Here is a 12,623-nt window from a genome sequence, read left to right as displayed (position 1 = left end):
CCTGATCCCATCTCGAACTCAGAAGTGAAACAAGCCTGCGCCGATGGTAGTGTGGCATTGCCCATGTGAGAGTAGGTCATCGTCAGACTCTTAATACTGAAAACCCCCGATAGCTTCGCTGTCGGGGGTTTTTTCATTTATAGCCGAGGATAACATGGAATGGTGAAGGGGCTCTGGGCCTACCTGCTGATCAGTTCGATAACGCCGCCGACAACACTCCGCATTAGCGAAAACTGTTCATTGGTACGCTCTATGTGGGTGTCTAGCCTGCCATCCTGCCATGTAACGAGCCAGATTAATGCTATGGCAAAAATGAGATTAGCGCCCGCGAGAAGTCTCATTCGGATTTTTGTTTGGCGCTTACTATGTTCGTAGCCATTATCGGCTTGCTCCAAAGTGTTTCGTAACTCGCGTAATTCCTGTTCCAGTTCTTCATAGGCTACCTCCAGCGTGGACATTCTGCCCGTTAGCCTGCGAGCGTTTTGTTCCGCACTCTCGGGTATTGGGTAACCTCCATCTTCCACTGCGACACGAAGGGCTTCGCTTTGTTCGGGCTCAGGTACATCCGAAAGAATGATATCGAGAGTTCTCAGAAGCTGGTCCCGGTCTACCTGCTTGCGAATAACGCCTGCGGCACCAAGCTCTCGAGCTTCCTGGATATATTTCTCGGCATTCTGAGAGGTATACATGAAGACCGGTATATCGCGGGTGGTTGGTTGTTGTTTCAGTTTCTCTAGAGCTTGGAAGCCATTCATGCCCGGCAGAATGTGGTCAAGGAATATCAGGTCAAACGCTTCAGCCTGTAAGGCAGGGAAGGCCTCTTCTGCCGTTGCAACGCCTTTGCTCGAAATATCAGCCCGTTCGAGAAGGCGCGCAAGGATGATTCGCGCTGTCGACGAATCTTCTACGATAAGTGCATGCCCTCGCGCCATTTCCATTGCCTCCTTCTAGGCGGTAACTGGTGCCAATAGATTGATTATAAGGAGAACTATAGGCGGTGCTTAGAAAATAGACAGTATAATGAAATTTAGGCTTCTGGAATTGGGACGCCCTTTGAATTTTGATGGGATATTGTGGTCATGTATCAGAAACCTATCTGTCAGGGTAACCAGATTTCAAAGACACCTCCGTTCAAATAGCCCCCGTTGTGAAGTGATATTGAACCTGTTCGATCACCTTCAGTGTGAAGTTTCGCTACTGACGACGCGAAATAGAGCCCTAAGCTCGTACTTCCATTTTTGAAGTCCAGAGTGCTGGGTGTATTTGCCACATTGTGGCGCATGCTTTCCGGATAACCAGCGCCATCATCTTCGACGCCAATGACTAGATAACCGTCTTGTTCTCTTCCAGTTAACCGTATTTTGCTTTTCGTATAGCGAATTGCGTTGTTGATAGTATTGTTGAGGACTCCGGTCAGGAGGTCTTCATCGAAGAATCCGTTTATTTCTTCTGCCTCTACAGAGAACTCAATGCCCAGGCCCTCAAGCAGGGGGATGTGGCGAGCAAGGTGTGTTGTGAGGAAATCGGGGATGAAGTGTTCATCTATGTGAGCCGACAGGTTCTCTTCACCCAGCCTGTAAATGCCTAATAGCTGAACCAGGTCGTTATGCATTCGTTCAGCTTCGTATTGGAGCTGATTAAATTTCTTGGAGTTTGCGAATGCCCCCTCATTTTCAACCCGCAGTTCATCCAACGTATTTAACAGCATTCCTAGGGAGTTCTTCATGTCGTGTACGGAAGAGGCGAGTACCATGGAAAAATCGATTGAAGGGTCTGTCATTCGCTAAGTCCTTGAATCTTTTGGTTGATCATTTGGTATCGTCGGTATTGTCGATGCTGTTCGGGTAGGTGCTTTAATCGTCTCAGACGTTGTTGGCACGTCTTTATAAGTGATGGGTTGTCGGGTTGCTGCTCATACTGTTTGATCAGGACTTGGATGAGGTTCAGGTTCAGTGCAGCGTGATCAGGAACAATTGCCAGGGCTTTCTCGAAAGCGCTGACGGCCATCTCCAGGTTGTCATTTTCGAAAGCATTGATGCCATCACGGTTTAAGCTGCGGGCCTCAAGTTTCTGTCGAAAGCCAACGGGCTCATCCAGAAGATTTTCAATTTTCTGGAGAATATCGGTATCGTCATTGTGTTCAGTGGCGAGTTGGGTCAATAGGGCTTTCGCTTCCTGCCCTCTGCCAACGCGAAACAGAGTTTTTGCATAATCGAGAGTAATCTCTGCAGGTAAGTCTTCTATAGCCTCGATGTCACTTTCGATGCTTGCCAGAATTTGGTCGGACTCACGTTGGCGTTGTTGGCCGGAATACAGTCGTGATTGCACTATCCTGCTTTTCAGTGATAGGAATTCGTCATCAGGGAACCGTCTCTCCATTTTTGTAAGCACAGCTAGCGCTTCCTCTGCCTGCTGGCTACCGGACTCTTCCTGGTTTCCTTCGCAGAGATCTGACAGGCTTCGGGCTAAGCAAAGGTAATGATCTGCGCTGTCGTGAATGGAGTATGTTCCTAGAGACACGGTTTGGCGCCACGCATGAGAAGCCGTGGCAATATCCTGATTCACACCCGCAAGCTCTGCCAGGTGTTTTTGTCGAAGTAAGGCGTTGGGGGAGCGTTTTGTGGCGCTTTCCACCACTTTTTGGGCTGGAACTGTTCGGCCTTGTTTTTCCAGGGCTTCGGCCAGCAGGTCATAAGCTTCGATGTAGTCAGGGTGGCGTGAAATCAGAGCCTTCAGCTCCGCTACAGCCTGTTCGAAATTGTGATTGGCCAGTAACACCTTACAGCGACCGAGGTTGGCCCAGGATAACTGTCGTTGACTTAATACGTCATCGTAGATTTTCTGGGCATGAGCCATGTCGCCAACAATATAGTAAAGCTCGCCTAAGGTTTTCATTAACCAGGTTTTATAGCGAGGCTGTTTAGGCAACGCCTGCAGGCATTGTGAAATGGCTTCAGGGTAGTTTTCTTTATCGATTTCTTTGGTTATGGGCAACAGAGTGTTGCGCTGGTTGATCAGGCTTCCAAGCCGTTTTTCGAGCATCGCCCTGTTGATGGGCTTGGTGAGGTAAGCATCAGGTTGGTGCTCTCGGGCTCCCATCACCATCTCTTTGGAGGTTTCTGCCGTTACCATCAGGAATAGTGAGGATCGTTTGAGCAGTTTTTTGTGACGAAGCTCTTCGATAACGTGTTGGCCATTTTTACCTTCACCAAGATTAAGGTCGCACAGAACGACATCTACGTGATTATAGGTGCAATACTTAATGGCGGTCGTGGCATTACCTGTGACTTCTATCTTGTTGGCGCCATAGCTTCTGAGCATTTGGCGCATGGATAATCTGAAGTTTTCAAAATCATCCACAATCAGGAAGCGTAGCTTGCCAAACTGGTTTAGCGGGTCTTTTTGAGAGGGGTGGGTCATGACCGTTTTTGTTTCAGTAGCTTGTTCACCAGTGCCCTCAGGGCCGCTGGTTTAACGGGTTTATAGAGTATCTGATATCCACGCTTGATGGCATCCTCTCGAACTTCCGGTGCCATGTAGCCAGTAATAAGCATGCCGGGTATCTCGTTACCCAGTTCCGCCCGTATGCTATCCATGGCATCCAAGCCGTTGCGGTTATCATCTAACTGGTAATCCGCGAGGATAATATCCGGGCTTCTACCCTCCAGTTTATTGAGCGCCTCTTCCAGGCTTTTAGCGGCAGTGACATCGCATTTCCAGTTGCCGAGTAACGCAACCATACCTTGAAGAATGGCTGCATCGTTGTCTATACATAGCACGCGTAGGCCTCCAAGGCTGGAGACTCGCCTTGATGCGCTGGTTGTTTTGTTCGCCTCTGCGCGTGTTAAGTTTGCAGGGGCCAACGGTACGGTAATCGAAAATACACTGCCTTTACCTTGAATCGACTGCACCGAGACGGGGTGGTTCAGCATGCCACTGATTCTATCCACAATAGCAAGACCAAGACCCAAGCCTTTTTTGTCTTGGCCATGCTGGAAACGCCGGAACTCCTCAAAAATGTGCGTTAGCTGTTCTTCTGTCATGCCTGGGCCGGTATCCCATATTTCAATACGGAGGTAACCCTTTAGGCGCCGGCATCCCATCAGGATTTTGCCGCTATCGGTATAACGCATAGCATTGGACAGGAAGTTCTGAACGACTCTTCGCAGCAGTTTTACATCGGAACGAACCCAGGCGGAGCTGGGCACCACATGCAGCGCCAGGTTCTGATCTTTGGCAATCGCTGAAAACTCTGTTGCCAGATGGCTTAGCAGGTCATTGACTGGGAAAACGCCGATATCGGGTTCCAGTGCGCCGGCATCAAGTTTGGATATATCCAGCAAGGTGCTAATAATTTCTTCGGCAGCACTCAGTGAACTGTCGATATGCTCAACGAGTTCTTTGGTATCACCTGCGATCACCTTCCCGGATAACGCTGAGGTGAACAGCCGGGCAGCGTTCAGAGGTTGCAGAAGGTCGTGACTTGCGGCGGCAAGAAATCGTGTTTTACTGTGGTTTGCCTGTTCGGCAACAGACTTCGCTTTGAGCATTTGCTCGTTGATAACTTGTAATTCCTGGGTTCTTTCGCGAACACGTTGCTCCAGGTAGATGTTGGTTTCCTTCAGAGCCTGCTCAGTCCGTCTCATGGGGGTGATGTCCTGGAAGGTAGTGACATAGCCGCCCCCGGGAATAGGACTGCCGTCAATGCGGACTACGGTGCCATCAGGGCGTTGCCGCTCATAGGACATAGGTTTGCCTTTGCGCATACTGCTGCCGCGGTCTTCGATGATTTCGTCAATGCGGCGGGCAGACAGGTTGGCGTTCATGAGGTTGTAGCGCATCAGGTCCTCTACCGGTCTGCCGACTCTGACATAGCCTTTGGGGTAGTTGAATAGCTCAAGGTAACGCTGGTTCCAGACCACCAGTTGTTGTTGATGATTAACAACGGAGACCCCAAGGCTGATATTTTCTATAGCAGATTGCAGAAGCTCCCGGCTGAAGGTCATTGCCTGAGAGGCTTCGTCGACGATGCTGACAACGTCTTCAATCTGCATGTCCCGGCCTGTCAGAGTGGACTCAAGCACGACGCGGGCGGTGGAGGCGCCTATCACAGAAGCTAGTTGGCGCTCGATGTATTTCATGAGGTGAGTTGAGGCCGGGCGGTGTGGATACAGTCGAATAGCATTCCGCCGCTCATAGTTGCGGAAAGCGCTTTCTGAGCGGTCTTCTCCCATGAATCGATCTGTCAGGGCCTGAAGGTCGGACGTCAGAACTTCGCCCTGCCAGTTTTGGTGTTGAGCGTTATCATGGCGAGGGTTGGAATCCTGGAAAAATGCTGCAAGCTGGATTTTTTCCCGGATGCGCTGACGTGTTATAAGCGAAAGCAACACGTAGACGGAGGTGTTAATGCCGAGGCTCCAGAGGATGCCGTGAGTGATCTGATCCAGCTCTGATCCGAACAGTGCCGTGGGTCGAGTCCAGTTCCAACCGAAAAGCCCTTGATTGATCAGGGAGTCACTTATCCAGCCGGTTGATGCCAGCGCCGGCAAGAGCAATGTGTAGCACCACACCAGAAAGCCTAACCCAAGACCCCAGATTGCACCATTTGCATTGCCGTTACGCCAGATGATACCTCCAACAAGCGCTGGGCCGAATTGGGCTGCAGCAGCGAAGGACAATAGTCCAAAGGCGGTTAAACTGTAGTTTTCACCAGCCATTCGATAAAAGCCATAGGATGTTAAGAGAACGACAAAAATAGCCACTCGGCGTATGGTCAGTAACACGTAGCTCAAGTCTGCTCGCCGGTTCATTCTTGGCCGGAAAAAACGCAGTAGCCCCGGCATGATGATTTCGTTGCTGACCATGGTTGAAATGGCAACTGAACAAACAATAACCATCGCAGCAGCAGCCGAACCGCCCCCAAGAAAAGCGAATACGGCAAGCCACTGTTGGCCGGCAATAATCGGGAGTTGCAGGATAACAATGTCGGGGTTGTTGCCAAGGCTATCGGCATACAGCAGGCCAGCCGCAGCGATAGGGATAACAAAAGCACTGGCAATGATCAGGTAGATGGGCATTGCCCAGCGGGCGACTTCGAAATCCCTGTGGTCAGCGTTTTCCACCACCATGACGTGAAACTGTCTGGGTAGGCAGATGATCGCGAGCATGGCGACGAGTGTTTGGGCTATGAGTGCGGGTGCATCAAGAGAGCTTGTGGTTAAGACGCCGATGAGATCTGCATCAGCTGCTTGCCGGAAGAGATCGCCAAATCCGTTGTACAGCCCGTAGCCAACAAAGAGCCCAACGGCGACAAAGGCAATCAATTTGATTAACGATTCAAAAGCAATGGCTTGAATCATCCCCCGGTGATGTTCTGTTGATTCAAGATGCCGGGTGCCGAACAGCACAGTAAATACCGCCAGGGTTAGGGTGATATACCAAGCGGAGTCGTTCCACGCAGCGCTACTCAGTTCCAGGTAGTGGGCGCCATTTCCGGAAAGCACATTGAACCCTAATGCAATAGCTTTTAGCTGAAGCGCTATGTAGGGCACGCTGCCTATCAGGGCCACAATGGCAACCATGGCTGCCAGCAGTTGTGACTTGCCGTACCGGGAAGCAATGAAGTCCGCAATGGATGTGCTGTTATTGCGCTTGCTGATGTTGATAATGCGGCGGAGAAGTGGCGCAAAAAAAAGAAACACCACGAGGGGGCCTATATAGATAGGCGCGAAGCCAAGCCCCTCTTGAGTAGCCCTGCCAACTGCGCCGTAGAACGTCCACGAGGTGAAATATACTGCCAGTGAGAGGCCGTAGATGTGCGTGCGTGCCAGCCTGTGGCGATAGAGGCCGGGATGTCTGTCTCCGGCCCAGGCTATCAGGAACAGCAGTGAGATATAAGTGATCGAGATTAAAACAAGCAGCCAGGCGCTAATCATGTGTTGTTTTTATCCGGTCTGAGCTATCAGGTGCCGCAAACGACGTTGAGCAGTGGGTCGTTGCCGGCCAGTAATTTGATGTTATCCACCCTAGGGCTGCCATCGGAGGCTAGTGGCACCAGTTCATGACTTTGGCAGTTGATCAAGTGTACTCGGTGAGATACAGAGTCGGTCACGGTTTGTTCAAAACGATAAAGCGTAAAACGCACAATATTTGAGTCCACGGTATCCCGGGAGATGCTATTTACATCTACTGTTGAGAAGGCGGTGACGTATGGGAAGACGAATGTCCATGGCCGGAAAAACAGCCCTTCATATTCAGTGTCTACAACCACGGCTTCATCCGGCAGCAAGGACTGCTTATGGTCGTACCACGTGTATTCTCCATAAATCAGGTAGCCCAGCATGCCTGCGCCCGCAAAGACGGGAATAATCCATCTTGGGGCTTTTTGGGCTGTGGCAGCCCTGATGCCCAAGGCAATACCGGCAGCGCCCAGTCCACACAAGATTGTGGCAACAAAATTCCAGAACATAAAACGGTATCCTTAAAAAAGAACGGGCTCCCTCGATGAGGAAGCCCGCTCGATATTAACCTGTCATTGTAGATGAATGTATCAGGTTATTTCTCAGTTTAATGGTCGTGAGCTGTACCGGCACCACGAGGGTAGCGGACGCTTTCAACCAGTTCCTGGATCTCGATGGGCGGCTCAGCAGTCACTTTCGATACCGAGAAGGCTACCGCAAAGTTCACTACAGCACCAATGGCACCGATAGAAAGTGGGGAGATACCCATAATCCAGTATTCCGCAGTATCCGGAAGGTTGTTGGTGCCAGGGATGAATAGCCAGCCTTTGTAGACGAAGATGTATGCCAGGGTGAACGTAAGACCTGCTAGCATTCCGCAGATTGCGCCTACGTTATTTACCCGTTTGGAGAAAATACCCATCATCAGGGCGGGGAAGAGGGATGCTGCCGCGATACCAAAGGCTAACGCCACCACTTGAGCAGCAAAGCCCGGGGGGTTTGCACCAAGCCAGGTTGCAACCACGATGGCGACACTCATGGAAATACGAGCTGCAAGCAGTTCACCTTTGTCGCTGATGCCGGGGTTCAGTCGACCTTTGATCAGGTCATGACTTATGGCTGAGGAAATTGCCAGCAACAACCCTGCTGCCGTGGACAATGCCGCAGCCAAACCACCCGCAGCAATCAAGCCAATCACCCAGCTTGGTAGGTTGGCGATTTCAGGGTTAGCCAGTACCAGAATGTCGTTATTAACAACCATTTCGCTGCCTTTCCAACCACGTTCTGTTGCAGTGGTTGCGACAAAGTCAGCGTTTTTGTCGTTATATATCTGGATGCGACCGTCGCCGTTTTTGTCCTCGTAAGAGATCAGGCCAGTCAACTCCCAGGTTTTGATCCATTCGGGGCGTGCTTCGTACTCGAGCGGCTGCGATTGGGTGCCTTCAGGGTAGATGGTGGTCATCAGGTTCAGGCGAGCCATGGAGGCAACGGCTGGAGCTGTCAGGTACAGCAGTGCGATGAATACCAGTGCCCAACCTCCGGACCAGCGAGCATCAGACACTTTGGGTACGGTGAAGAAGCGAATGATAACGTGAGGCAGACCTGCAGTACCGATCATTAGAGACAAGGTGAACAAAATCATGTTCAGTTTATTGTCTACGTCAGCGGTGTACTGGTTGAAGCCCAGATCGGTGATGACCTGATTCAATTTGGTCAGCAGTGGCAAGCCAGACTCAGCGTGAGTCGAGAACATGCCAAGACCCGGGATAGGGTTGCCTGTCAATTGCAGGGAAATGAACACCGCGGGAATGGTGTAGGCAACAATAAGCACGCAGTACTGTGCTACCTGAGTGTAGGTGATACCCTTCATTCCGCCCAATACGGCGTAGATGAAGACAACTATCGCGGCGATGATTAATCCGGTGGTTGCGTCAACTTCAAGGAAGCGAGAGAAGGCGACACCGGCACCGGCCATTTGGCCAATAACGTAAGTTACCGAAGCGACAATCAGGCAGACTACTGCTACCAGACGCGCGTTCGCGCTGTAGTAGCGGTCGCCAATGAACTCGGGCACGGTAAATTTACCAAACTTTCGCAGGTACGGGGCCAAAAGCATGGCGAGGAGAACGTAACCGCCCGTCCAGCCCATCAGGTAGGTTGAGTTTGCATAACCACCAGCGGCAATCAGGCCCGCCATGGATATAAAGGATGCGGCTGACATCCAGTCTGCACCAATTGCCATGCCATTGGTGATGGGATGTACTCCACCACCGGCGACGTAGAAGTCTTTGGTGCTGCCGGCCTTCGCCCAAATAGCGATGCCGATGTAAATGAGGAATGAGCCCCCAACGAACATCAAGTTAATTGCGAATTGACTCATAGGTGCTTACTCCTCGTGTACGCCGAATTGTTCATCGATTTTATTCATGCGCCAGGCATAGAAGAAAATCAGAACAATGAACGTAAGAATGGAGCCTTGCTGGGCGAACCAGAAGCCAAGATCCGTGCCGCCCACTTCAATGCCTGCGAGCATTGGGCGAAATATAATGGCTGCACCATAAGACACCAGGAACCAGACTATAAGGCTCCCGAAGATAAGGCGTAGATTTGCCTTCCAATAGTTTTCAGCGTCGTAGCTGTGATCGGACATACACTCACTCCAATATTGTTGTTGTAGAGTTTGGCTGCATATTTTTTGGGGTAATGCGGATAGAGAATTTATTGTTCATATAGTAATTCTCCGACTTGTTGCTTCTCCGACTTTACTCGTCAATGGAATTATGGATATTGGCAAATGGTCGTAATTTCAGCTATTTGCTTTAGCCAGCGTCAGATTTTTCAAACCTCAACTGGTATGGCTAAATGCGGTGCATTTTCTGTAAACGGCGTTGATAATGCAGTTTTTCTGCAATATCTTTCAGGTTTTTGATCCCGCTTCTTCGTGCGACATTCAAGGCGATCAGTGTCAGTTCTGCTGTCACCATTGCATCTGCCGCAGCGTGATGCCGTTCACTTACTTCCAGGCCAAAATAGTCAGCCCAATGGTCAAGGCTTTTGCCGTTGGTCTCGGCTTTCGGGAAAAAGGCGGGCAGGAGTTCCGCAACATCCATCCAGACGTGGGGCAGGGTGTATCCAAGTTGTGCTTTTAATGTCTTTTCAAGAAACTTTTGGTCAAACGCTGAGTGGTAGGCGAGGATCGGGTCGCCATTCATCCAGTCCAGTAAATGCAGTAGGGCGTCCTCGGTTTCATGGCCCTGAGTAAGGGCTTCGGGACCGATGCCGTGGATCAGAACCGTTTCACTTATGTCTAGTTCGGGCCGGCGGAGAATCAGGTCGAACTGGTCATTCAGGTGAATCACTCCCCCTTCAATAGCCACTGCGCCTATGGCGATAACTTCATCTTTCGAGGTGTTCAGGCCGGTGGTTTCCAGGTCAAGAACAATGAGCCGGCAACTGGACAGGAGCATGTCTCCCACCGCTTTGGGGATTGGCAGGTTGTCGGCATCTAAATCGCCGACAGAGCCACTGCGCCGTTGGGACAACCACTGTTTGATGTATTCGAACATATTGATTCCGGTGGCCTAAAGTTGATATGCAAGCTCCAGTTTTTGCTGGAGCCTTTGGGCCTGACGGAATGATTCCCTCAGGATACGTCGGTCAAGAGGGTTCAGGTCGTCTGGGTTTATGTAGTTTGTTAGTTCTTCGCTGGCGGCCTGCATTTCTTGGTGGGCTCGCATCCGAATAGCCTGGATCAGGCTGTAAGATTCTTTCCAGGCACTGGCATCCTTGGAGTCAAATACCCCTTTTTTCACCAGTTCATCCATGCGTTCCAGAGTGTTAGCCGCTTCCACGCCATTGGCTAGAGCGAACACCCGTATTGATTCTACGAATGGTGCCAGGCCCTGTCGTTTCAGATCCAGAACACGTTTTTTGTCTTCATTCAGGTACCGGAAGTTGCGAAACATGGTCAGTGGCGGCTTGCGTTGCAGCGCATTACCAGCCAGCATTTTCTGGAACAGAGCGTTCTTCTGGATGCGTATCAGTACGGTTTCGAGTAACCGGTGAAGAGGCGTGTAGGGGCCGAAAACAGCCCGCATGTCCAAAAATATTGAGGAGTAAACCAGATTCTGAGGCGTTGACGCATCTATGAAGCGTATAAACCATTCATCCCATTCTTTGTCGCTCAGACATAGTTTTGGGTTGCTGGCCATGATGTTGCCTTTGCAAAGAGTAAAACCGCATTCGGCTAATTCATCATTAACTTTGCGGGCGAAAGGTAGTAGTTTTTCTCGGACTTGGTCGGCCGTCATTCCCTCGGGTGTTTCGAACAGAATGCCGTTGTCCTGATCGGTCAGGAGCGTTTGTTCCTGGCGACCTTCGCTACCGAATGTGAGCCAGGTGAATGGAATGCCCGGGTCATTTTTCTTCAGGTTAAGCTCCAGTACCCTGCGAACGGTAACATCGTTAAGTGTGGTAATGATTTTAACGACTTGCCCGGAATCCGCTCCGTGCGCGAGCATGGTATCGACCAGTCGGGATACTTCGCTGCGCAGGCTGACCAATGTGCTCAGGTGGGTAGCCGTGCCGATCGTTCGGGCGAGGTGTACCAGATCCACGCGCTGCAGGGAAAACAGGTCGCGTTCAGAGACGACACCGATCAGCCGATTATCATCATCTACCACGCACAGGTGAGCGAAATGATGTTCAGCCATGAGCATGGCTGCTTCGAAAGCATCCGCAGTGGCGGTTAAACGGCATGGATCTGGCGTCATCACTTGCTGAATGGGCGTGTCGAGAGACTGAGTTCCCTCAGCAATCAGCATTCGCAAATCCCGGAGTGTGAATATGCCGGTGGGGTGGCGGTTATCGTCGGTAATAATAATGCTGCCAACATTATTCTCATGCATTCTGGCGACGGCTTTGCTGACAGGGAGATCCGGTGTGCACACGATAGGATTTCTGAGCGCATAGCGTTCCAGTGGTGTATCCAGGCTGGCACTGGAGCCAATAGAAGCCATGGCGGTGGACTGAATGCTCTGGTTAACCTGATCCAGCAAGCTGCTGATACCGCGAAGGCAGAAGTCCCTGAAGGGCTCGCTTTCAGTAAACAGTGTAATAAAAGGTTTTTGCTCAATACTCAGGCAAAAAGTATCACCTGCTGCCCTGTGCAACGTTCGGGTTGGCCGCTCCCCAATCAATGCAGCCAGAGGAAAACATTCGCCCTTACTGATTTCAAAGGTGGTTTCTGCGCGGTCGTCTTTTTCATTGTATCGCTCACCTCTGATTCGGCCTTGCTTCACCACCCAAAAGCGTTTAACAACTCCATCATCGGGTGAGAGTACCTCTTCTCCATCACTGAAAAACGTCAGCGTGGCATGTTCGGCGAAATGGGCCAGATGCGGGTCGTCCATATTCGAAAACGGCGCGTGCTCCCTCAGAAATGTCATAATTGCACGAGTATTCTGAGGGCGTGTGGTGTCCTGATTTTCAGCAGCCATAGAGAAGTCCGTTATGCTCGGGAGCCCGGTAGGTGTTTGTGATGCTCCATCATTATTGTTGTCTCCCGGAAGTGTAGTCCAGCAGACTGCGTATGTACCTTACGATTTTCGTCGCAACGGCATCATTTGCTTTTCTTTATGGTATGCCGGCGCGGTGGTAGAGTCC

At 50.9% G+C, this 12,623-nt stretch carries 9 protein-coding genes and 1 rRNA gene; 1 reads left to right on the top strand and 9 read right to left on the bottom strand.

The genetic code is table 11. The features are described 5' to 3' along the window. Positions 1 to 88, top strand: a 5S ribosomal RNA gene (gene rrf, locus ABYA77_RS01310); the annotation flags it as partial. Between the two features lie 91 nt (positions 89 to 179). Here the strand turns inward: rrf and ABYA77_RS01305 are convergent. The 9 genes from ABYA77_RS01305 to ABYA77_RS01265 all read right to left on the bottom strand — a co-directional run bounded on the left by ABYA77_RS01305 (position 180) and on the right by ABYA77_RS01265 (position 12,457). Next, positions 180 to 932: a response regulator gene (locus ABYA77_RS01305; protein WP_372964116.1), complete on the bottom strand. Its 753-nt coding sequence runs from the start codon at positions 930 to 932 to the stop codon at positions 180 to 182. Positions 933 to 1,099: 167 nt separating this feature from the next. Then, positions 1,100 to 1,780, bottom strand: a complete 681-nt coding sequence (locus tag ABYA77_RS01300) for a sensor histidine kinase (protein WP_372964115.1) — start codon at positions 1,778 to 1,780, stop codon at positions 1,100 to 1,102. Further along, the gene (locus ABYA77_RS01295) at positions 1,777 to 3,420 is read right to left on the bottom strand and encodes a tetratricopeptide repeat protein (protein ID WP_372964114.1); all 1,644 of its coding nucleotides are present in this window, start codon (positions 3,418 to 3,420) and stop codon (positions 1,777 to 1,779) included. Before ABYA77_RS01295 ends, ABYA77_RS01300 begins: the two co-directional genes overlap by 4 nt. After that, positions 3,417 to 6,935, bottom strand: a complete 3,519-nt coding sequence (locus ABYA77_RS01290) for a NahK/ErcS family hybrid sensor histidine kinase/response regulator (RefSeq protein WP_372964113.1) — start codon at positions 6,933 to 6,935, stop codon at positions 3,417 to 3,419. Before ABYA77_RS01290 ends, ABYA77_RS01295 begins: the two co-directional genes overlap by 4 nt. A gap of 26 nt (positions 6,936 to 6,961) precedes the next feature. Continuing rightward, positions 6,962 to 7,468, bottom strand: coding sequence for a hypothetical protein (locus tag ABYA77_RS01285; protein ID WP_372964112.1), 507 nt, complete (start codon positions 7,466 to 7,468; stop codon positions 6,962 to 6,964). 98 nt (positions 7,469 to 7,566) lie between these two features. Then, the gene (locus ABYA77_RS01280) at positions 7,567 to 9,339 is read right to left on the bottom strand and encodes a sodium:solute symporter family protein (RefSeq protein WP_372964111.1); all 1,773 of its coding nucleotides are present in this window, start codon (positions 9,337 to 9,339) and stop codon (positions 7,567 to 7,569) included. 6 nt (positions 9,340 to 9,345) lie between these two features. Beyond that, complete coding sequence (locus ABYA77_RS01275) at positions 9,346 to 9,609, bottom strand: DUF4212 domain-containing protein (RefSeq protein ID WP_372964110.1); 264 nt, start codon at positions 9,607 to 9,609, stop codon at positions 9,346 to 9,348. A gap of 208 nt (positions 9,610 to 9,817) precedes the next feature. Beyond that, positions 9,818 to 10,525, bottom strand: coding sequence for a PolC-type DNA polymerase III (locus tag ABYA77_RS01270; RefSeq protein ID WP_372964109.1), 708 nt, complete (start codon positions 10,523 to 10,525; stop codon positions 9,818 to 9,820). Positions 10,526 to 10,540: 15 nt separating this feature from the next. Beyond that, positions 10,541 to 12,457, bottom strand: a complete 1,917-nt coding sequence (locus tag ABYA77_RS01265; protein ID WP_372964108.1) for a putative nucleotidyltransferase substrate binding domain-containing protein — start codon at positions 12,455 to 12,457, stop codon at positions 10,541 to 10,543. Positions 12,458 to 12,623 lie beyond the last annotated feature (166 nt).

It is taken from the genome of Marinobacter sp. (assembly GCF_041595835.1).
In the GTDB taxonomy this organism is placed as follows: domain Bacteria; phylum Pseudomonadota; class Gammaproteobacteria; order Pseudomonadales; family Oleiphilaceae; genus Marinobacter.
Note: the sequence above shows the minus strand (reverse complement) of the source record. Positions and strands in the feature narration are given on the sequence as shown.